The 21,425-nt window shown below is 38.2% G+C and carries 18 protein-coding genes; 12 read left to right on the forward strand and 6 right to left on the reverse strand.

Annotated elements, in window-relative coordinates; translation table 11 throughout:
- Nucleotides 1-13: 13 nt before the first annotated feature.
- The gene (locus ND855_RS03560; RefSeq protein WP_265357219.1) at nt 14-2,551 is read right to left on the reverse strand and encodes a cyclic nucleotide-binding domain-containing protein; all 2,538 of its coding nucleotides are present in this window, start codon (nt 2,549-2,551) and stop codon (nt 14-16) included.
- 87 nt (nt 2,552-2,638) lie between these two features.
- Here ND855_RS03560 and aroA point away from each other — a divergent pair, with 87 nt between their 5' ends.
- The gene (aroA, locus tag ND855_RS03565; RefSeq protein ID WP_265357220.1) at nt 2,639-3,925 is read left to right on the forward strand and encodes a 3-phosphoshikimate 1-carboxyvinyltransferase; all 1,287 of its coding nucleotides are present in this window, start codon (nt 2,639-2,641) and stop codon (nt 3,923-3,925) included.
- Nucleotides 3,926-3,984: 59 nt separating this feature from the next.
- Here aroA and ND855_RS03570 read toward each other — a convergent pair whose 3' ends face one another.
- Complete coding sequence (locus tag ND855_RS03570; protein WP_265357221.1) at nt 3,985-4,629, reverse strand: slr1658 superfamily regulator; 645 nt, start codon at nt 4,627-4,629, stop codon at nt 3,985-3,987.
- Between the two features lie 258 nt (nt 4,630-4,887).
- On the opposite strand from ND855_RS03570, the gene ND855_RS03575 reads away from it, so the two are divergent.
- The 3 genes from ND855_RS03575 (at nt 4,888) to ND855_RS03585 (ending at nt 8,247) form a co-directional block, all read left to right on the forward strand.
- Nucleotides 4,888-6,021 carry a helix-turn-helix domain-containing protein gene (locus ND855_RS03575; protein WP_265356234.1) on the forward strand — a complete coding sequence of 378 codons (1,134 nt, stop codon included), beginning with the start codon at nt 4,888-4,890 and terminating at the stop codon, nt 6,019-6,021.
- Between the two features lie 122 nt (nt 6,022-6,143).
- On the forward strand, nt 6,144-6,569 hold the full coding sequence (locus ND855_RS03580; protein WP_265356235.1) for a hypothetical protein: 426 nt from the start codon (nt 6,144-6,146) through the stop codon (nt 6,567-6,569).
- Between the two features lie 109 nt (nt 6,570-6,678).
- Nucleotides 6,679-8,247 (forward strand): hypothetical protein, encoded by a 1,569-nt coding sequence (locus tag ND855_RS03585; protein WP_265357222.1) that lies wholly within the window; start codon nt 6,679-6,681, stop codon nt 8,245-8,247.
- Here the strand turns inward: ND855_RS03585 and ND855_RS03590 are convergent.
- Nucleotides 8,239-9,774: a histidine kinase dimerization/phosphoacceptor domain -containing protein gene (locus ND855_RS03590; protein WP_265357223.1), complete on the reverse strand. Its 1,536-nt coding sequence runs from the start codon at nt 9,772-9,774 to the stop codon at nt 8,239-8,241. The genes ND855_RS03585 and ND855_RS03590 overlap by 9 nt on opposite strands.
- A 144-nt stretch (nt 9,775-9,918) precedes the next feature.
- Here ND855_RS03590 and cmk point away from each other — a divergent pair, with 144 nt between their 5' ends.
- The 7 genes from cmk to fabG all read left to right on the forward strand — a co-directional run bounded on the left by cmk (nt 9,919) and on the right by fabG (nt 15,985).
- Entirely contained in the window at nt 9,919-10,671 is a 753-nt protein-coding gene (cmk, locus tag ND855_RS03595) for a (d)CMP kinase (protein ID WP_135640129.1), read from the forward strand.
- A gap of 20 nt (nt 10,672-10,691) precedes the next feature.
- Nucleotides 10,692-12,392, forward strand: a complete 1,701-nt coding sequence (locus tag ND855_RS03600; protein WP_100726978.1) for a 30S ribosomal protein S1 — start codon at nt 10,692-10,694, stop codon at nt 12,390-12,392.
- A 4-nt stretch (nt 12,393-12,396) separates the two neighbouring features.
- A complete protein-coding gene (locus ND855_RS03605; RefSeq protein ID WP_100726977.1) occupies nt 12,397-13,143 on the forward strand; it encodes a tetratricopeptide repeat protein in 747 nt (248 codons plus the stop codon).
- A 3-nt stretch (nt 13,144-13,146) separates the two neighbouring features.
- Nucleotides 13,147-13,761 carry an ATP phosphoribosyltransferase gene (hisG, locus tag ND855_RS03610; RefSeq protein ID WP_100721702.1) on the forward strand — a complete coding sequence of 205 codons (615 nt, stop codon included), beginning with the start codon at nt 13,147-13,149 and terminating at the stop codon, nt 13,759-13,761.
- Between the two features lie 67 nt (nt 13,762-13,828).
- Complete coding sequence (gene rpmF / locus ND855_RS03615) at nt 13,829-14,029, forward strand: 50S ribosomal protein L32 (protein WP_015679024.1); 201 nt, start codon at nt 13,829-13,831, stop codon at nt 14,027-14,029.
- Nucleotides 14,030-14,034: 5 nt separating this feature from the next.
- Nucleotides 14,035-15,057, forward strand: a complete 1,023-nt coding sequence (gene plsX / locus ND855_RS03620; RefSeq protein WP_100718955.1) for a phosphate acyltransferase PlsX — start codon at nt 14,035-14,037, stop codon at nt 15,055-15,057.
- A gap of 166 nt (nt 15,058-15,223) precedes the next feature.
- The gene (gene fabG, locus ND855_RS03625; RefSeq protein WP_100727124.1) at nt 15,224-15,985 is read left to right on the forward strand and encodes a 3-oxoacyl-ACP reductase FabG; all 762 of its coding nucleotides are present in this window, start codon (nt 15,224-15,226) and stop codon (nt 15,983-15,985) included.
- A 96-nt stretch (nt 15,986-16,081) separates the two neighbouring features.
- Here the strand turns inward: fabG and ND855_RS03630 are convergent, their stop codons facing one another.
- The 3 genes from ND855_RS03630 to ND855_RS03640 form a co-directional block, all read right to left on the reverse strand.
- On the reverse strand, nt 16,082-17,200 hold the full coding sequence (locus ND855_RS03630; protein WP_265357224.1) for a hypothetical protein: 1,119 nt from the start codon (nt 17,198-17,200) through the stop codon (nt 16,082-16,084).
- Nucleotides 17,201-17,204: 4 nt separating this feature from the next.
- Nucleotides 17,205-19,109 (reverse strand): DUF1538 domain-containing protein, encoded by a 1,905-nt coding sequence (locus ND855_RS03635; protein ID WP_265357225.1) that lies wholly within the window; start codon nt 19,107-19,109, stop codon nt 17,205-17,207.
- A 105-nt stretch (nt 19,110-19,214) separates the two neighbouring features.
- The gene (locus ND855_RS03640) at nt 19,215-20,795 is read right to left on the reverse strand and encodes a rhodanese-like domain-containing protein (RefSeq protein ID WP_265357226.1); all 1,581 of its coding nucleotides are present in this window, start codon (nt 20,793-20,795) and stop codon (nt 19,215-19,217) included.
- Nucleotides 20,796-21,172: 377 nt separating this feature from the next.
- Here ND855_RS03640 and acpP point away from each other — a divergent pair, with 377 nt between their 5' ends.
- Nucleotides 21,173-21,406: an acyl carrier protein gene (gene acpP, locus ND855_RS03645; protein ID WP_002974954.1), complete on the forward strand. Its 234-nt coding sequence runs from the start codon at nt 21,173-21,175 to the stop codon at nt 21,404-21,406.
- Nucleotides 21,407-21,425: the final 19 nt, after the last annotated feature.

Raw genomic sequence — 21,425 nt, forward strand, 5'->3', positions numbered from 1 at the left:
AATCTGGCAAGGATTAAACTTCGTAGAAAGTTAAATTTTCATACAGTTCTTTTGGTAAGTTACCGCTGGCATCCATGTACTTTTTGTACTTGTTTTCAAATTCTTTGTGTTGGCGTGTACGGATATTTTTGAAACGGTTATGGAGTTCTGCATACGCAGGTTGTGATGATATTTTTTCCCGTATATTTTTATGAAATGGGATATGACGGTAAAAAATAGAACGTACCACTCGGTTGACACGTTGTACCCCTTCTGCTTCATACCGGATCCATAAAGAATAATCATAGGCAAATTTATCGCGGTCAGTACGGAACCGTTTGAACTCTGATGAAATTTTTTCTTTGAGTTCTGGAGAAAGGTCCTTACTTTTTTTATAAAACTGCACATAATCGGTGTAATCTGCGGTGATCGATGGAATCCCTACGTTATTCCAGTCTGGTCCAAGGATATTTTTACAAAGTTCCCAACGGAAGGCAGCGATTGCTTCCAACATAAAGGTTTTGAGGTCACCTGTTACAAAATGTGGGATACAAATTCGTCCTCTTGATTCCTTTGATCCTGCTCCACGGAAAATAGAAAGGTCTTGCCACATCATGATTTTGGGACCAATGGAAGGAACGAGGATAAAATCAGGAATGATTGACCTTTGGATAAACTCGTTTTTGATTCCAATGTCTTCGTTTCGGTAAATGACCTCACGATTGAAGGCTGTATAATCAATCCCTAAAATGTATTGTAGTGCTTTTTCTACATCATCTTTGGAAACAAAACATTTTTCCAAAGGAATGGTGATGTGGTATTTTGTGAGAATTGGGAAGTGACTTGCAATGTTTCCTGATGTCAAACGTACGTTAGGTTCATACATGGAAGAAATTTCAGAACCAAGTCTTGCATCCCCAGTATCATAATCTGGTGGGATGTCTTTTTCGGATTTGATCCCAGAGTCTTTGAGATCCATTTTTAATTTTTCGAAAAATGTTTGTCCTAGTTCATCCACGGAAGTCGGAACTTCTCTAGAATAGATCTTTTCTAACCAATCAGTACCGTGATGGATCGGGGCACTTGGATTCCCACCCGGTTGGTACAATCTACCTACTAGTTCTACGATATGGCCATCATCGAGTAAGGTTTCGTCAAAGTATCCATAACGTAACATGAGTTCAACGGCTTTGGGAGCCTGTTTCCCTGATTGTAACCATTTTGTGAAAGATTTTTTATACACATCCCAATATGTTTTGGCAATTGTCCTTCGGATTTTACGATTGTCCGGTTCTGGATCGAGTGGGTTTTTGAAGGACTTCAGTTTTACCATTAAGGTTGAAAACTCTTTGACTGCTTCCGGATCTGCTTGTGAGTAGTTTAGGATTTGGCTTGCAGAGTTGAGAAGTTCCACTTTTAAAGCTTTGGTATCAATTCCTGCTCGGATTGGATCTCCACCTTGTGCAATGGCTTCCTCTTTGTTTTTCTGTGCATTCAGTTCATGTCCATACTTAGCAGTAAGTTCCGATTGTTTTGATTCGAGTTTGTCTAAACTATTCCCAACACTTGCGTAATTAGTTCCAAAAATTTGTTTGTATTCATCTAAAAGTGATTTGGATTTTTTTAATGCCCACTCGGTAATGGGAAGTAATACAGTAGAAGGAATTGTAGAATAACCAGTATTAAATAAATCTAATGTTAGATTAAATTTTTCAAGTAGTGCATTTTCTCCAACAAACATAGAATTCATCATTTCTGATAAATCATAGGTTTCTTTGCTAAGGAGTTCGAATAACTCGCGGTATGTTTTTACGTAACTTTCTGCAGCACTTTGTAAAAGAGTTGGATCGGCTTCAAACAAAGCCTGTGAAATTTTAGGATTCACAGATAAAATTTTACGAATGAAATGGAATTCTGCATCATTCCATTCGATGGATTCACTATAATCCTTTTCAAAAAATTCGCCGTGGTCTTCTTCTAAAAAGTTAATTGTTGGTTTGTCAGGTAACATCCCACCGTGTTCTTGGAAACCAGCTAAATTGTTTCGGATGAGTTTCATCACAGGATCAATGATGTTTTCATCTCGAGTGATCATCGCTCCTGGTGTAACATCAGAAAAGATAGATGGATTCAAAATATAATACACGGCACCCAAGTTATCCATCGTTTGTTCAAACTTGGAAGAAAGTCCTTTGATGGATAATACCCGTTTGTAAAGTTCGCCGATTTCTTTGAGAAGGGTTCGAACTGCCATAACGCCAACAGATACTTTCGTAGTGAGCGTTTTTTTGGCATTTGGTTGGTTCATGACATAGGTGGATACAACACATGAAGTTTTCGCACGAATGGTATAAGGATAAGGTGTTCCTTCGAGTAAGGCAAAGATTCCTGGTGTTAAATTGGCTCCTTCCAAACTGTACAAAACAATGCTTGTGTCGCCGAGTGTGGTCTCAACTCGTACCGAACCCTCATGGAGGATGTTCATGGAAGTTGAGGCCTTACCTCCGATGAAAAGGACTTCACCTGGATTGACTGGGATCTTTTGGTTATTTTTACTGGTATCTAGAGGCATTTGGTTGTTCGTAAAGGAAACTTAGGTTTCCGACAAACGCTAATAAAGAAGCGCCAAATTGCAAAATACTTTTTAGAAAAATACAACATGTTGCAGCCACAATTCAAATTAAATGCGAAAAAAGAAATTTATGTCCCAGGTGATAAGTCGATCTCTCATCGTTCTGTGCTTTTTTGCGCCCTCTCCCAAGGGAAATCCGAAATCCATGGCTTTTTAGAAGGAGAAGACCCACTTCATACCTTACATTGTTTTGAATCAATGGGACTTTCTGTCTCATCCCTCGGAAAGGGAAGTTACTCAGTCGAAAGTCCAGGCAAACAGAATCTCAAGTCTCCCCAGGGGGTTTTGGATTTCGGGAATGCAGGGACTGGGATCCGACTCTCAGCAGGTTTATTGGCAGGTCTCCCACAAATCCAAGCGACCCTCACAGGAGATGCCTCTCTTTGCAAACGGCCCATGGCGAGGATTATGAACCCATTAAAAGAAATGGGAGCTGACATTCGTTCTGCTGAGGGAAACGACAGGGCACCACTTTTGGTACAAGGAAAACAATTAAAAGACTATTCCTACCAAAGTCCCATTGCTTCGGCACAAATTAAAAGTGCCCTTGTCCTTGCAGCTTTGTCATCTGATATCTCGATTGATTACAAGGAATCAGAAGTATCAAGAGACCATACTGAAAATATGATTCGTTTCCTTGGAGGAAACATCATCCACCATTCTCCCATTCACTTTACCGTAAAACCTCCCTATTTTTTTGAAGGGGCCAAGTATGTGATCCCTGGTGATATTTCAAGTGCTGCATTTTTTATTGTGTTTGGTTTATGTGGGGGAGGGAGTGAACCTCTTCTCATCAAAAATATCGGACTCAATCCATCTCGAATTGGAATCATCACTGTTTTGCAAAACATGGGTGGTAAAATTGAAATTGTCGCCAAACGAGTGGAATGTGGTGAGGAGATAGGTGATTTATTAGTGTATCCATCTAAACTCAAACGGACTGTCATCACCGAAGATTTGATTCCCTCCATCATTGATGAAATTCCCATTTTAACCGTTGCAGGGCTTTTTTCAGAAGGTGGATTCCAAATTTCTCATGCAGAAGAACTGAGAGCCAAAGAATCAGATCGTATCCATTCTATGGTTTCTAATTTGGAAAAACTAGGAATTCAGGTGAAAGAAGTAAAGGATGGATATGAGTTTGGTGAAGTAAGTTCCATCCAAAAAACAAAAATCGAAACCTTTATGGACCACCGTATTGCAATGAGTTTTGCCATCCTTTCTAAACTTACTGGTGTAGACCTCACTTTTGATGATACAAGTTGGGTCGACACAAGTTTCCCTGGATTTTTTGAGATCTTAAAATCCATGTGATATCAGTCACATGGAAGAAACTTGTATCATCTTGTTGTTACCGTAACAAAAAATTATCCTTAGAGAGTTTCAGTTTCAGAAATGAAAAGATGAGCTCTCATTGTGATTTCAAATTCATTTCCTTCTAGTTTTGTAAACTCATACGCGAGAGGGAGTTGGTAATCCTGAAGCAAACGTAATAATCCCAAACCAAAATTGGGAATCCCTTTGTGATGTGCTTCGAGAGCTTCGAAGTATAAATCATTGATATCATGGGTTTGGATTGTCTGAATTTTATTTTCAAAAATTGCCTTCATCCATGGAGTGATTTTATTTTTCACTTCGATTCTCAATTGGTTTCCTAAATCTTTAATCTCAATTTGGATTTTACTCTCTTCTTTGTCCGAATATTTTGCAGCATTTTCAACTAGTTCATTGATCACCGTTGAAATCGTATTTTTATCAAGTTGTTTAGATTCAAAAGAGTGAAAGTAAAATTGAGAAATGAAGTTGGACAAAACGTCACAACGTTTCCAGTAAAATGCCATATCAGCTACAGAAACTGAAATGGAAAGTTGGCTATGGTAATAAATGTTTCCTTGTAATAATAGATTTTTCTCATCATTTGTCTGATTAGAATTCGATTGAGAACTCAAATGGATGGGTGAAAAATCGGTAACAACGTTAGTTTGAAACATAGGATTGGGTAAACAAACAAATGACATAGAGCACCTCTTTATGCTCTAAGGATATAACAATCCAAACAAACTGTCGTCAAAGTGGATCAATTCATACTTGTATATTCCTCCGTTTCGATCGAATCGGACAAATTGTGTCGAACCTTTGCCTTATCTTTTTTTCAAATTCTAGAGAAAAGCAATCTCACTCTTCTAAAAAAGAGTTAGTCATAACACATGGCTCTCTTGCATCTTGAGTCTAAAGGTCACAATTTCAGAAATGAAACCGAACCAGATGGTAATTGAATGGATTTATTTTTTCAGACACATTTTGAATCACTGAACTTTTTTCTATTGTTTTCAACCTTACTTGCCTTTCTTTACGCAGTAGGGGAATTTTTCAGTTATCATAAAAATCGAAAACAAATTCTACTAGGGATTATCTTTTTAGGAACCAGTTACCATTTATTCAATTTATACCTAGTTTCCTCTGGGCATATTCGTTCTTTTTATCCATTGTATCTCACCAATTTACCCATGATTGCGTGTTTAGGTGTTTTATTAGATGAATATTTTCTCATTGTATTGGAAGGAAAATTTCGTTCCTTCAGAAGATTGTCGTATCGCCTCGTGCCCATTTTGTTATCTTTTCTTTTGATCATTGGATGGAATGTTTGGAACCATAACAATGATTTGGTAAGGGAAAGTCATGGAGAAAACCCATATTTAGAAAGGCCAATCACATTGGTTCTTGTTACCATTTTGATTTATTTATGGTGTATGATTCGTATTGTTTGGCGTATTTCTAAAAAAATTCGCTGGAGTACGTTTCGCAAAAACTACACGCTCCGTATCGGAACTACAATCGTTAGTTTTTGTTTTGCATTATCATTGTATGGGCTCAATACAATCGCTACTGGGGATCACACTTCTTTCCAAATTTCAGGTCTTGCCATTGGTATTTTTTTATGTATTTTATATGTGATTCGCCAGAGTTTCCCCGATTTCTTTTTGGAAGTTCGTAAGATTGTCGAAGATGAAAAAAAAGCAAAGATCTCTCAAATTTCAAAATTAGATCACAATCTCATACGCGAGAATCTGAAACAATTATTTGAAGTGGAAATGATTTACCGTGATGAAACATTAAGCCTTCGTGATTTAGCAGAGAAAATGGAGCTAAGTTCACACCAACTTTCTGAGTTTTTGAATTCAGAGATGAAAAAAAGTTTTTATCAGTTCACTAACTCTTACAGAATCAACGAAGCCAAAGACAGAATTCAAAAAGAACCCGAAAGATCACTGCTTGCCATTGCTTATGATGTTGGATTTGGATCCAAATCTACCTTTAACGAAGCTTTCAAAAAAGAAACTGGCACCACTCCAAGAGAATACAGAGAAAAAATTCTAAAAAAACATCCTATTCGATCCAGTCGGACGTAGTTTTCCGCCCAATCCGATCCATTCAGACGATTTGGAAAACCAAACGCTGTATGATGGAGTCAAGTTTGTGAGAGTGAGTGTGAAACTTTCTCTCAAAACAAATTTGTTACGAGGACAAAGCCATGAAAAAGAAAATTAGTTTATTAATAGCGATCGTATTTGCTTCCCAAGCGATGTTTGCTACACCTGCAAACCAAATGAATGCAAAAGAAGCAGCAAAAATTTTAGTGAGCAATGGTATGACCAACAAAGAAGCTCATGAATACTTAAAAGCACATATCACTCCAAGTGAATTTGTAAGAATCAAAACAGCAATTAAAAATGCTGAATTTGCAGGAACACTTGACCAAGATTTGGATAACATTGTTTCTTCCATTCAATTGAAAGAAGCAACTGGTAACTACCTTCATGGAAACAACTTCAAAATTATGGAGAATGTTTTAGCATCTGTTACTGTTGTAGCAATCGTTGGAATCTTGGTACATGCTGGTGGTTTTGGAACTGTTGTGACTGGCGGAATGTATGACTCTGTAGGACTTGGAATCTAATCGATTCTAATTATCTTTCCCCAATCAAGTAAATCTTGCTTTTCCAAATGAATCTAATGGAAAAGCGAGATTCTTTTTGAATCAGTTTTTTATCTTACGGAGGAAATCTATGAATTTGAATCAAATGAAGAAACGATTTTTTGGTTTCTCTTCAATCTTCTTATTGTTTTTAACAACAAACATCGTTGGTATTTCCCAAGTGGAAGATCAGGTTTTGGATTGGGATCAAAATCAGAAACAATTTGTTCCGAAAAAAATAACTCGAGACGAATTAAATCTTAAGTCAACATCACATTATGTTTTAGAAAACTTTTCCATTCATTCCCAGTTCGAAAAAGATCCAATTCTTTTAGAACAAGTATATGGGAATCGTAAATTACTCACATTGGGTTACCAACTCCAAAAAATTGAATCTAGATTCCATCAGATTTATAAACAAGCTGGATTCAAAAACGGTTCAACAACTCCGAAAGAGAAAATCATCATCCGAGTCGATGCTCCTTTTGTGTATTCTCCATTATTATACTATGATCCCAAAGTCAAACTAAAGAACACTGCACTCACAATTCCTCCCTCGGAAAAACAAGGGCAATGGAATAATGAAATGTGGTTTGCTCCTAAATGGGATTTTCCAATCGTAGATCGATTTGTTTTTGACAGGATCATTGATACTGCTGCTTGTCCTGATGCTATATACCATGAATATACTCACCTCATCACTGGAAAATATTTAGGAAACAATGCAATTGGTCGTTCTCTCGCGGAAGGGATTTCTGATTATTATGCTGCTTCTATGATTGATTATCCTGAGTTATATTCTCATAAAACCTGCGAAGGTGTGAAACGACAATTGTTAGTTAGCTCCTTTCGTTTGGACAGAGAAATTGGTTTTTATGATTCCAATATGGAAAGTGATTTTAAAAAGAATTTTACATTCATACCTTCGGTATTGTGGAAGTATAGATCAGTGGTGGGCAAAGAATTGGCAGATCTTACGATTTTCCAAGCGATTACCAAAACAAATGTTGGTGATCGATTTTTCCCTGAATTTACGAACACCTTATCAAACTCTTTGTATTTAGAATCCAAAAAACAATTTGGTGAGGTAAGAGCCAAAGAATTAGTGAACCAAGTTGAAACAGAAATATGGATTCCGAGAGGAGTGTTTACGAATTTTGGTTTTCAGAAATCCGTGTTTTCACTTTTACCAAAAAAGAATCTACGCCTAACAAATACAGATACTAAAACATTTGAATTTTGTCAGAATCAGAACGAATTCGAATTTTTTTGGCAAGAAGTGAATGTGAATGATCCTACTTTGCGTTTTTATTGGAAATGTGACCAAGTAAAAGTACCAATGCTGATCCAATTTGACCAAACAAATTCACGTAATTATTTGGTATCGAAGGATTTACATTCATTGAATGGTAAAATGAAGTTTGCAAGCCCTAATGCCTGTAATCCGGAAGTGAAACGGGTTGGTATAGATGAAAAATTATACATGCAAATATGTAATTATGCAAAAGAAAATTATTTTTATTGGAAAACAATGGAAAAAGAGATGCGATTGTCATGGAAAGATCCATCTGATCCATTAGAGAAAAGGCAATTTGTATTAGAATTTGCTTATTTAGGGAATGCCAAAAATAAATTTAAGTACCAATTTGAATCAAACTGATTTTGGTTTTTGGAATGGAAATTTGAATTTGTACTCAGTACGTTTGTCACCATTAAATGTTAGATCTCCATTGATTTGTTTTGTTAACATGGTGACCAAACTGAGTCCAAAACCTTGGTTTTCAGAATTAGCCAATTGAAAATTAAATCCATTTCCATTATCGCCTATGAATAAATAAAAATAGTCGCCTTCCTGCCAAACTTTGATTTGAATTTCAAGTTTGTTTGCCGGATTCCTGGAATATTTCAAACTATTGGTTAATAATTCATTTGTGATGATCCCTATCGCACGAAGTTGGTCTGAAGTTAATATGAGATTGTCGATACTTAGGTTTAATTGAACTGGATATGGGAATAAGGAAATGATTTCGTTAGTGAGTGGTTCTAGGTAATCCTTCAATTGTAATTCATTGTTATCCTTTTCCGTATAAAGTTTATCATATAAAACGGACATTGTTTTGATTCGGCTTGTTGCTTCTTTCAGTGATGTTTTGACAGTTTCGTTTTCATGTGTGTTTGCTTGTAACTCCAATAAATTGTTCAAAATAGTCATATTGTTTTTAATACGGTGATGAACTTCACGTAGTATCATTTCTTTTTCCGAAAGTAATGCATTTACTTTTTCTTCTGCAATTTTTCGTTCTGTTACATCATGTATGATAGAAAATAATACAGTGCGATGATCCGATTCAATCGGAGTTGAAAAAATCTCTACTTGTTTGATTTTGCCAGATGACAATCTGTGTGAGAACGAAGAAGAACTTTTGTTTTGGTCTAGTGCATTGAAGCTTTCTTCTTGCGAATGATTATGGTTTGTGAAATTTAAGTCACCTAAATTCATTTTGATGAGTGTTTCGTGAGGATAACCATAAAAAGTAGTCGCAGACTCATTAGCATTTAATATCTTACCAGAGATTGGATCAATGATTAGGATCACCGAAGAATTTTTTTCAAAGAAGTCACGGAATCGTTTTTCACTTTCCAATAGTTTTGTGGATGTAATTGATTTTTCAATGGCGATACTCACTAAATCAGCAGTTTCAGAAATGATAAAAATATCAAACTCCGTAGGGCTAACAACTTCTCGGTGGTACATTGCAAATGTTCCTACAACTTCATCTGTGTGAGATCGAATGGGTTCCGACCAACAAGAGTAAAGTCCAACACTCAGTGCAATGTCCTTGTAATTTTTCCAAAGAGGACTTTTGCTGATATCTTCTACTATGATTCGTTTTCCAGTGTAAGCTGCTGTACCACAAGACCCAACGTCTGGCCCAATCAAAATCCCTTCAATGGCATCGTTATAAATTTTGGGAAGGGAAGGGGCGGCTCCAATTTTAATTTTTGAATTTTCAATGAGAACAATGGTACAAATGAGAGAAGGGTTCAGTGTCTCAATCCCTGAGACAATTTCGTTTAGAATTTTTTGTAAGGGTGAATTTTTGACGATTTTTTCCAATACGCCACTCCGGAAACTTTCAAAGTCAGCAATTCGTTCTGGATCCAGATTACGATTTCGAACTTTCACGAAAACTCCACCTTTTGCCCATGATCCTTCTGACGAAAAAAAACATGTCAATCTTAATACGTATACTCTTGGTTAGCCTATGTTCAGGCAGAAGAATTCCTCTAGACGAAATCAAATCCATTCTTAGAATTTGCCTATCTACTTATGAGTTTACAATCTATCGAAAATGTAATCGCGATTGATGGGCCAGCAGGTTCCGGAAAAAGTACTCTTGCCCGAATGATCGCCACCAAATTGGGATACCATTACTTAGATTCAGGGGCATTTTACCGTGCGTTAACCTTTGCTATTTGGGAAAAATTCCAAACGACTGGTGAAGATGAATCTAAATTTCCGTTTTACACCGAAAAACTTGCTGATGCTTCCCTTTTAGAAAAGGACGAGGCAGAATTTGGATTCTCCGTTTCCAAAATCCCCGTACATTGTGAACTCTCTTCCCAAGGCGAAAACATCATGTTCCTCGGTGAAAGAGACATAAGCCACGAAATCCGTGACCCAGAGATCACAAAAAAAATCCGTTACATTGCTCCAAGGCGTGCCTTTCGGGAAATCTTAAACCGCCATATCCGAGAATTTGCCAGGACTCACAAACTCGTGATGGATGGTAGGGACATAGGGACCGAAGTGTTCCCGAAGTCCAAATTTAAATTTTTTCTCACTGCCTCTGTGGAAGTCAGGGCCAAACGCCGATACGATGAATTAGTTGCTAAGGGCTTCAAAGCCGACCTAAACCACATCAAAGAGGAAATTGTGGCTAGGGACGAAAGTGACACTACCCGTACTGTCGCTCCGCTGAAACAAGCTTCCGACGCAATCCTGATTGACACGAGCACCCTCGACACAGAAACTGTCCTAAATACTATCCTGTCCAAGGTTTCACCCTCTGGGCAAATCTAAGTTTTGTATCCCGGTAACCATTGAATTCAACCAACCCATCCTCCCCCAAAAATGAGACCACTTCCTTCGGCGAATTATTAGAGAAGTGGGAATCGCAGTCACAAGCACAAGAACAAGAGAACTCCGCAGGAAAAGGCACCCTGATTGAAGGGACTGTAGTCGATGTCATCGGTGACACTGTTTTCCTTGATATTGGAGAAAAATTAGAAGCTCGTGTTTCTCGTGAAGACTTCTCTGAAACGCCAAAACGTGGTGAGAAAGTCAGTGCGATCATCAAAAAGCGGGTCGATGGATATTGTGTCCTCTCCAAAAAAGAAGCGGACCAAAGAGTTGGTTGGGAAACCATCAAAGATGCAAGCCAAAACGGATACCCACTTTCTGGCAAAATTGTCGGTGAAGTGAAAAATAAAGGTTACCTCGTAGAAAGTGAAGGGATTCAATTATTCCTACCAGCTTCTCACGTAGGGGTTCGTTTTAAAGAATCCACTGAAGGTGGAAAAGAGTTTTCATTCAAAATCATCGAACTCAATGAAAAAACGAGAACAGGTGTTGTGTCTCGTAAAACCCTTCTCGACGAAATCAACGGCGAAAAGTGGGAAGAACTCCTTGGTAAAGTGAAAGTGGGAGACAAGGTAACAGGAAAGGTTGTAAAAATTGCCAACTTTGGTGTTTTCCTTTCTGTTTACGATGTAGTTGGACTCCTACGCCAGAACGATATCTCTTATAAAAAATTTGCTCCTTTCAAACAATACTTCAACATCGGTGCAGAAGTAGAAGTGATTGTCCTTGAAATTGATAAGGAAAACAATAAACTTTCCCTTGGCATCAAACAGTTGTATGAAGATCCATGGGCTTGGGCGAAAAAAGAACTCGAAAAAGGCATGGTGGTGCGAGGAATCGTTACTTCTCTTACCAACTTCGGAGCTTTCGTAGAACTCAAAGAAGGTTTAGAAGGTCTGATCCATACAACCGAACTTTCTTGGGCTAAAAAACCACCACATCCAAAAGATGTTTTGAAAAAAGGCCAAGAAGTTGACTCTGAAATTTTAGACATTGATTTCGAAGCAAGACGTTTGTCTCTCGGACTCAAACAACTCCTACCTAACCCTTGGGAAGCTCTTTCTGCGAACGTTCGTGCAGGAAATGTTCTCGAAGGTAAAATCACTGGGATCACAAAATACGGTGCCTTCGTAGAAGTAGAAAGTGGAATCGAAGGACTCATTCACATTTCTGATATCACTTGGGATGAAAAAGAAAAGAACCCACTAAACCTCCTTAAGAAAGGCCAATCGGTTCAATACAAAATCCTAGATGTCAACTTAGATGCACAACGCATTAGCTGTGGATTAAAACAACTCTCTGAACACCCATACGAAGCACTTCGCAAAAAATACCCACCAGGTACTCTTGTAGAAGGTCGTGTGAAATCCATCGTTAGTTTTGGGGTGTTTGTGGAAGTAGAACCTGGTTATGAAGGCCTTGTTCACATTTCTGAAATCCCAGATGGTCGTAACATCAAGTTAGAAGACCTTTACAAAGTAGGTGATTCTGTTCGCACTGTTGTGGTAAAAATTGAACCTAACAACAAAAAGATTTCCCTCTCTATCAAAGACTTTGATAAAGCTGTAGAAAGAGAAGAGATGGCTAAATACATGAAGGAAGACAACCAACCTTCTCGTGAATCCATCGGATCTTTTATGAATTTAAACCAAAACCGATAGGTCCATGGATAAGTTTCATAAGAAGAACATCATCGAACAAAAAAAACAAGCCGAACTCATCGAAAAGGATGAGTTCGCTGATTTTGAAGGTTCAAAAGCGGAACTTGTATTTTTAAAGTTCACTCATTTTTTATCTAAAAATCGTAAGTCTGTTTTTATTAGCCTAGCATCTGCTATCATTGTGTTAGCTGGTGTGATTGGCTTTTTTGAATACAGACAATATCTTTTTGAAAAAGAAACGGTAACCTTAGAAGACCTTAAACTCACACACCAAAAAGCAAATGTTAGTTTGGATGCGCAAATCCAAAGTTTAGAAGTATTTTTACAAAACCAAAGTACCGGTAGAATGGAACTTCGAGTTTGGAAAGACCTCTCAAAATTGTATGCTGAGAAAGGTGAGTTTGGGAAAGCAGCATCTTACTTAGAAGATGCGGCAAAAAAAATCGACACTCCTAAAGAAATCAAAGCACTATATTTCTATATTGCTGGTAACTACCGGGAACGGGAAAAAAACAACGCAAAGTCTTTAGAAAATTATAAAATCGCTGCAACTGTAGTAGAACCTGCTCGTGAACTCAATGGGTTTAAAGCATGGTCTTATTACCAAGCAGGTCGATTGTCGTATCTTACTGGAGACAAGCAAGGTGCAAAACAATTCCTAGAAAAAGCACTCAAACTTGATGGTGCAGAATCTGGCGAAGATGTAAAACTCCTTGCAAGTTATTTACTCCTTAAACTCGGGAAAAACTAACCTATGTTAACTTTGGCTCTCCCGAAAGGTAGGCTTGCCGAAGAAACTGCTCTTCTTTTGAAATCCAAAGGATGGCTAAAAAACCTGCCATCTGAGGGTTCTAAAGAACTCACCTACGTCTCTGAAGACAAAAGAATCCGTTTATTATTTGTTAGATCACAGGATGTCTGCACATATGTGGAAGAAGCCGCAGCGGATGCGGGGATTGTTGGTTGGGACATACTCAGAGAAGGTGGTTTTGACTTAATTGCTCCTGTGGACCTCAAATTAGGTGCCTGTAGGTTATCTCTTGCCTCTTTCCCTGACTTTGATCTTTTTGCCAAACGTTCCAAAGTGCGAGTGGCAACCAAATACCCGAACCTCACTCGCGAATATTTTTTTTCCAAAGGTATTTCTTGCGAAATCATCAAACTTTATGGTTCGATTGAACTTGCTCCCATTGTAGGACTTTCCGATTGTATCGTCGACCTAGTATCAACTGGGGGCACCTTAAAAGCCAACGGACTGAAAGAATTTGAGTCCATTTTGTATAGTACAGCCCGTTTGGTCAGCAATCGTTCCTCTTTTTATCACAAACACGCCGAATTACGGTCTCTTATCGAGAGCCTAGAAAATTAAAATATTGTTTTCACATCGGATTTCCAAAACATAGTAAAAACCAGTTATAATTCCATAGAGGATAGCCATGGCAGTCCCAAAGAGACGTAAATCAAAATCGAAAGTTAGAACAAAAAGAGCCCATCACGCGATTGGCAAACCTAACTTAAACCCGTGTTCCAATTGTGGATCATTTGTTCTTTCCCACCGTGTATGCCCTTATTGCGGTTTTTATAAGGGTAAACTCGTAGTCGCTCAAAAAGTTAAAAAAACGACCGAAGATAACTAACCGTCATGTGGGTCGCCGTGGACGCGATGAGCGGAGATTACGGCCCTGAAGGTATCGTCGAGGGCGCGGTACTGGCAGTACGAGAATTCGGACTGTCTGTTTCGCTCGTTGGCGATGAACAAGAGTTACTTGATATCCTGTTAAAATTCGATTATGACACAGAAAAAATCCGTGTCATACATTCTACTGAGATCATCGGTATGAATGATTCTCCATCCATAGCAGTCCGCGCTATGGAGGATTCTTCCGTAGTAAAAGCAGTTCGTTTAGTAGCAGACAAAGAATGTATCGGTGTGTTTTCTCCGGGAAACACTGGCGCTACTATGGCTGCTGCATTATTACACCTCGGTCGCCTACCTGGTGTTTTACGACCTCCCATTGCTGCACATATTCCTAGAGAGGAAGGTCCCCCCGTACTTCTGTTAGACGCTGGTGCGAATGTTGACTGCAAACCAGAATACTTGGCACAATTTGCCGTCATGGGTGAAATTTATGCAAAGGAACTCTTTGGTATCAAAAGTCCCAAAGTCGGAATCCTATCGAATGGGGAAGAAGATAAAAAAGGAAATACTGTTTCTGTCAAAACCTTTGATCTCCTAAAAAAAATTCCCTTTAACTTTGTCGGAAATGTGGAAGGCCGTGATTTGTATGGCAGTGGAAGAGAAGTAGATGTTGTCGTATGTGATGGTTTTATTGGAAACATTGTCCTAAAAGCCACTGAAGGCCTTGCAAAATCGATTTTTAATGTCTTACGAAATTCGATCAGACAATCAAGTCTTGCCCAAACAGGTGCACTTCTTTTAAAATCCACTTTCACAGCAGTGAAAAAACGTTTAGATTATGCTGAATATGGAGGCGCACTTTTACTTGGTGTGGAAGGAATTTGTATGATTGGACATGGTTCTTCCAATGCACTTGCTGTAAAAAATGCAGTGAGAGTGATCTCTGAGTGCGCCAAACATGGAATCAACGAAAGGATACGTGAACGATTGGGAGAATACAAAAATATTTTAGGAGATTCTCACTAAATCGATAGAAGAAATTTAATTGAATCGAGAGTTTTGAATGCGTACGTAGTGTCACCTTGAAGCAAACGTTAGGTGGATTGACGATGAGGTTTTGAAAGCATTTGTTTTCATTTATTTGATTTGTTTAGTAAATTGTTTAGGAATTAGAAAAAAAGAGGAACAAAAAATGATCAGTTTATCAGGGAAAACAGCCATCGTAACAGGTGGTGCAAGAGGAATCGGAAAGGCAACTTGTTTGAAACTTGCATCTCTAGGTGCAAACATCGTTGTCGCAGATATGAACCCAGAAGCAACCAATGCAACTGCGGAAGAACTCAAATCCAAAGGTTACAAGGCGATTGCTGTCGTTGCCAACGTATCTGTGGAAGAAGACGCTCAAAAACTAATTGATACAGCAAAAAAAGAATTTGGATCTGTTGACATCCTTGTGAACAACGCTGGTATCACTCGTGATACACTCCTTATGAGAATGAAAAAAGAGCAGTGGGACGCGGTCATCGCTGTGAACCTCACAGGAACGTATCTCTGTACGCAAGCAGCGATCAAAGTGATGATGAAACAAGAAAATGGTGGATCTATCATTAACTTATCTTCTATCTCTGGTGAAAACGGAAACATTGGACAAACAAATTACTCCGCATCAAAAGCTGGTGTGATTGGTTTTACAAAAGCTGTGGCTCTTGAGATGGCATCTAGAAAAGTTCGTTGTAACGCAATTGCTCCAGGTTTCATTGCAACAGAAATGACAGAAGCGATTCCAGAAAACATCAGACATGGTATGGTTCAAGCGATTCCATTAAAACGTGCTGGTCTTCCTGAAGACATCGCAAATGGAATTGCCTTCCTTGCTTCGGATGCATCTTCCTTTATCACAGGTCACATCCTTGATATCAATGGTGGTGGATTTTTACCAGGTGGCGGTCACTAAAAAGAAGGATTCATTCCATCCACTTGGGGTACCTTATATCTCAAGTGGAGTCATTTCTCATCAACTCTCGGACCAATTTCACAATTGATTGATTTCTTACTTTTTGTTAGACTTTTTCGATTGGTATGAGAAGGCTCTTGGGATTTCCATTGTATACGCGATTCCTTCAAATTTTTCATCAAAAAATTCTAATTCATTTAAGACTTCAATGACTTCGGGTAAGTTTTTTTTAGGGATGAGCAAATTCGCAACTTCTCTTGCTGGAGTAAAAATACTTTCTGAATTTCCTGTATGTGCCATACGTTTCAGTGAAATTGTAGAACTTGTGACTCCCACTTTTCGCAGAGCACTTGTTACAAATTCCATCGATTCTTCTTTACAATTCAAAACAAGGTTTACTCCCTCAAAATAGTTTCTATGTCGAAGAGAAATTCTAAATTGATTCGATTTTTTTCTCCACTCCATATTCCCGTATAACTGATCCAATGCGGATATAATTTGGTCCATACTCGCGGCTTGTTTTGGTCCTTCTAAACTCACCTTTGTATTGAGTAATCCATGACCAACAGGGAATTCAAAAAGGAAGCCCCTGCCAGGTAAATCCAAACGACCGACTTCGATCATAAAATCTAATACATGTTCGATATCGGATGAGTGTACGATGAGTTTAAGGATTTCCTTTTCTTTTGGGATTGTAATCCGAAGTAATCCCAATCGGTCTCGTAACCCAGTTCCTGTACCATAACTGATGGTAGGAACAGCAATCCCATTTTGTAAAACCAATCTAGCGATAGGTTCAGCAGATCCTCTTGGTAAAACACAAAAGATTCCAGTAAGCCCAGTGAATCCAATTGGTTTTCTAATTTCTTTTGAAGTATGAATGTAAAAATGATGGTTGGCAGAAATGAGGTCGATGGATTCGGAATAAACACTTCCATGACCAGGTATATTTAATTCAGCAGCATCTCGTATCATTGAGATAAGAAAATTTTCAGCACTTTCCTCGCAGATGATTTCCAAAATAGAAACTGGCATATCGATGATGGCATGATTTTGGTAAAAATCAAAAAACCATAATCCTCGTTTAGCAAGAACAGGGTATCTACCAGGTTCAATTTGATAGTATAAGACACCTTGGTTTTTTAGCGTTGTGACAACTAATTCTGTTAGGTCCCTATGAACAATTGTCGTGATTCGTGAAGTTTTACGTTTCATGATCTTATTTTGGTTTTGATTCTGAATCATTTAATGATAGTTTACGTGAGTTTTCTACGATGATACCCATAATGAGTACCGATAAGATCGGAAATGCTGAGGCACATGCTAAAATACCAAATCCATCAATTGTTCCCAGTTGATTTCCAATTCCAAGACCCATTGCAATGATAAGTGGGACTGTGATCGGGCCAGTTGTAACTCCTGCACTATCCCAGGCAATTTCAATAAATTCTGATTTACTAATCGTATTTAATATTAATAAAAGAATGTAGATTGGAACTAAAATCCAAATCAGCGGAATTTCCAATACAATTTTTAAAATGCCTGTTAATGTGCCAAAACCTACACCAATTGCCACAGATTGGATGAGTAAGGATTTTCGAAACGTTCCTACGGTTGTTTCTTCCACTGCATTCCCTAACGCTGATAAAGCAGGTTCGGCCAAGGTTGCACTATATCCCAATACAAAAGCAAATGCTAATACAATCACATAACCAAGAAGGTTGTCTTCTTTACCGAAAATTGGACCATGAATAGGGATGTATTCATATACCTTGTTAGTTGGATTCCAATTTTCTTCGTGGTATGGAATTCCGGAATATAATTTTCTCTCTTTTAAATAAAAGAATTTTTCCTCTTTCCCTTCTTCATTCACTGCCGTGTATACAGATTTTGGATTAAAGTTTTTGATGAATTTGATGGAGTCAGTGAGTTCAATTGAGCGAAATGTGGATGGAAGTTTTCCTCCAACTTGGTCTCCCAATTGATTCAAACCAAACATGATCCCAAAATTAAAAATTGTAAGTCCTACAATCGAAAACACAATCCCAAGTTGTAATTCTTCTGGGTAAGCAATTTTTTCTCTGAGGATAAAGTATAAAAACAAAATCATAAAAATGGATAATGGTAAAATAGCGCGCAGTGCCAATCGGAATGCATCAGCCATTTTAGTTGGAAATTCTTTGGCTGTTGTACTTTGTTTGGATTGAGATTGATTTACTGTTTTTTGTCTTTGGAACTGATTCGCTTTAATTCCTAATAAAAAATTGGATTGTTCTGAGTGGATTCCTTGTTTGAAAAATTCCATTTCGGTCATCGGTTTTGGTACTTTGTTCGAAAAATAAATCCCAACCAAAAACACAGCTAAAATTGGGAATAGGGATGCTAAGGTCACAACACCGTAGGCACTACTTTGTTCGTTTTTTTCAGATACCTTGGAGATTCCGATTCCCAATGCGACAACAAGTGGTACAGTAACAGGACCCGTTGTTACAGCACCTGAATCCCAAGCAAGGCCAGAAATATGTTGTAAGTTTTCATCAAAATATGCGTAAATACTAACAGCTAACAAAAGTAAAATGGAAGGAACTAAGATTTTCGAAAGTGAAAAACCATATAAAAATCGAAACATCCCAATCACAACAGAGATACCAACTCCAATGGCGATGGAAAAATATAAAGTGTCTGAACCTCCATTGAGGAGATAATAGAGTAAAGGTGCATCCCAAGGTGCAACTTTACTTCCACAAGCTTTTAAAATGGCAATCGCTGGTTCTGCTAATGTTGCCCCCATTCCCAGAAGGACAGAAAAAATCATAATGCTAAACATACCTAATTTTTGAGGTAATTTTAATCCCAAGGCTTCTCCAAGAGGCATCAGTCCTAAAAATAATCCTTCGAGAAAAAAAGTAAGACCTAAGATAACTGCACAAATTCCAAAGGTGATGATCCCTGCTTCTTTGATTGGGATTCTTAAGACCAATAATTGGAAAACGGAAAGGTACAAAACGATCCAAATAACAGATTTAAATTGATTCCAAATTTTTTTTTGGAGGTAAGGTAGTATTAAGGCGAGTGCTTCTCGAAATCCAATATGTATTGCTTCTTCTTTTTCATTCCTTGCCATAAAGACAAACTGTCAGACAAAAACATTTTTGCAAAGGGAATTTAAGCGAGAAAAGAATGTCTCTTGGTGTGCGCCAAGAGACGAAAGTGTAAACTGGGAAAGATTTTAATACTTATAAGCTTTATCTTCTTGAATGAATTTTTTTGAGGTGGTTGCTTGTAAATTCACTGGAGCCGGTTTGACTCTACTGATCGCACTTCCAACATTTCCAGAATTTGAAATTTGTGGATTGTAACCAAAAACACTCACTGAAGCTAAATCTGTCCTCCACTTAAAATCACTTGGAACTTGGTTGGTATTATTGTCTGGATGAGAAGCGACGAGAGCTGTCCATTCCACAAGGGATCCATCATAATAAGCAGTTGGGTATCCAAGGATATTGAGTGATGCAAAACCATTCACTTGTGCTTCAAAATTGGTTCTACATTGGCTGATTACAGTGGACCCTGTTACATATCCTTTGTTTGCAAAAATGTTTGCCAATGCCGATTTTGATTTGTAGCGATAACCATTGTTAAATGCTGTTGCGGTTACACCAGATGTATTCCCTGAATCAGGGATCCCTTCAAAAAGTGCAAGCCATGGAAAAGTGACTGCTCCTTTGATATTCCCTTCAAATGGCACATAGGTTTTTCCAGCAGTGTTTGCTGAATTTGTATCCCCACTTGCTCCCCAAACAACAGGAGCACCGGCAGAATCATAACCTGTCGTTATGTATTGAGAGGTATCACCATTCACTCCAGCAGACCTACTAGATCCAAATTGTGTAGAGGGCCTTGCATCAATCAGAAATTGTGTATTCGTTATCCCAAATACATTGGAAGTTGTTAGATTGTTTTTTGCAATTTCATAAATATCTTCTAGACCAAGTGTAATTGCAGTGTTGTCAACACGCAATTGGCGCACACTGAATGTTCCTTTGGTAGTTGGTGTCGATTTTGTTGTACTGGTTTGTGCCGTTTGAACTAAATTGTTGGTGATATTGTACCGTAAATTTCCATTCAATATGGCTAAATGTTTTATATCCACTCCCCAATACCGTAACCAATAGAATCCTCTTGTGATGTCTTGGATGGCACCCGCAACTGTGGCAGTTGCTGCTCCTGGATCGGCGCTAACAGTAGTTCCATTCCCCGTACCAGCAGCAAACACAACTAAATCTTTTGTTGGATCAATATTGTAAGTGTTTAACCAATCATCCACAAACGTTCCATTGGCTTGGTAACGGATGGAATTATTGAATAAGCCTGAGTCACGAGTTTGGTTAAATCGAAATCCTCCAGAGGGAAGGTCTGGTGTTGTGTAATCATTTAACAAATAAACATAAACACCTGCAGACGGATCTGATTTGATGTATGCATTATGGCCATCACCCGAAACACGGTTTGCGGCATCTGTTTGTAAGACTACAAGTTTCCCTGTAATCCCAGATGGTCGATTTGTTTGCCAGTTGCTCACCCAAGAATTTAAAGTGGAACCTGTGATGAGTCCCCATTTGTTCTCATTATAATCAGCAGAAGATTCATTTGTGAGATCAGATACTGTATTCACTCGGATCTGATTGGCAGCCAAAACGAGTAGGCCGGCGAGTAATGAATCGTTATTCTCTTCTTTTTTTCCTGTACAAAAAACGAAAGAGGAAAGTAGGAAAAGAGATGTGAGAGTTTTTGTCCATTTCCGAATCATGGAAGTCTCCTAAAAAAGTTATTTCTTAGGGTTGATTTCGGATTTCCATCCTGGTTCGGGAAGTAAGTTCCATTATAGTGGAGTATAATTCTGCTAAAATGGAGCAATCGGCTGGAAATCAGGGCAAGATATTGCCATCTCTTGGAAACTAGGACAGGATGGTTCTTTTTTCCACGGTTCTCGTGACAGAAGGATCTGCTAATATAAGTTAGGTGATGTTAGAACGATGTCAAAGGTTTCAAGAGGAAAATAATCTATTTAGACTTGCCAAAAATTCCGACAATTTCATTTTAAAAAAACGCTAGGCGTACATATATACCTGGCGGAAAACGATTTAACACTTGCCCCACTGTTCACAGTGGCCTGGAGGATATAAAATGGCAGATTTCGAAAAAATTAAGTCAATCATCGTAGAACAACTTGGTGTTGATGAATCAGAAGTTACACCTGAAGCTCACTTCATCAATGATCTTGGTGCTGACTCTCTTGACACAGTTGAACTAGTGATGGCTCTTGAAGAAGAGTTTGGTGTGGAAATTTCTGATGAAGACGCAGAAAAAATCCAAACCGTAGGCGATGTAATTAAATTCATCGATAAACTTAAGGGGTAATTCCCAATCCAAAAACCGG

Source organism: Leptospira paudalimensis, from assembly GCF_026151345.1.
In the GTDB taxonomy this organism is placed as follows: domain Bacteria; phylum Spirochaetota; class Leptospiria; order Leptospirales; family Leptospiraceae; genus Leptospira_A; species Leptospira_A paudalimensis.

Coding starts and splice junctions, on each gene's coding strand:
- ND855_RS03605 (WP_100726977.1), top strand. CDS start 12,397: ATGGATAAGTTTCATAAGAAGAACATCATCGAACAAAAAAAACAAGCC.
- ND855_RS03630 (WP_265357224.1), bottom strand. CDS start 17,200: ATGAAACGTAAAACTTCACGAATCACGACAATTGTTCATAGGGACCTA.
- ND855_RS03585 (WP_265357222.1), top strand. CDS start 6,679: ATGAATTTGAATCAAATGAAGAAACGATTTTTTGGTTTCTCTTCAATC.
- plsX (WP_100718955.1), top strand. CDS start 14,035: ATGTGGGTCGCCGTGGACGCGATGAGCGGAGATTACGGCCCTGAAGGT.
- aroA (WP_265357220.1), top strand. CDS start 2,639: ATGTTGCAGCCACAATTCAAATTAAATGCGAAAAAAGAAATTTATGTC.
- ND855_RS03560 (WP_265357219.1), bottom strand. CDS start 2,551: ATGCCTCTAGATACCAGTAAAAATAACCAAAAGATCCCAGTCAATCCA.
- ND855_RS03580 (WP_265356235.1), top strand. CDS start 6,144: ATGAAAAAGAAAATTAGTTTATTAATAGCGATCGTATTTGCTTCCCAA.
- ND855_RS03640 (WP_265357226.1), bottom strand. CDS start 20,795: ATGATTCGGAAATGGACAAAAACTCTCACATCTCTTTTCCTACTTTCC.
- acpP (WP_002974954.1), top strand. CDS start 21,173: ATGGCAGATTTCGAAAAAATTAAGTCAATCATCGTAGAACAACTTGGT.
- cmk (WP_135640129.1), top strand. CDS start 9,919: ATGAGTTTACAATCTATCGAAAATGTAATCGCGATTGATGGGCCAGCA.
- ND855_RS03570 (WP_265357221.1), bottom strand. CDS start 4,629: ATGTCATTTGTTTGTTTACCCAATCCTATGTTTCAAACTAACGTTGTT.
- hisG (WP_100721702.1), top strand. CDS start 13,147: ATGTTAACTTTGGCTCTCCCGAAAGGTAGGCTTGCCGAAGAAACTGCT.
- ND855_RS03635 (WP_265357225.1), bottom strand. CDS start 19,109: ATGGCAAGGAATGAAAAAGAAGAAGCAATACATATTGGATTTCGAGAA.
- ND855_RS03575 (WP_265356234.1), top strand. CDS start 4,888: ATGGATTTATTTTTTCAGACACATTTTGAATCACTGAACTTTTTTCTA.
- fabG (WP_100727124.1), top strand. CDS start 15,224: ATGATCAGTTTATCAGGGAAAACAGCCATCGTAACAGGTGGTGCAAGA.
- rpmF (WP_015679024.1), top strand. CDS start 13,829: ATGGCAGTCCCAAAGAGACGTAAATCAAAATCGAAAGTTAGAACAAAA.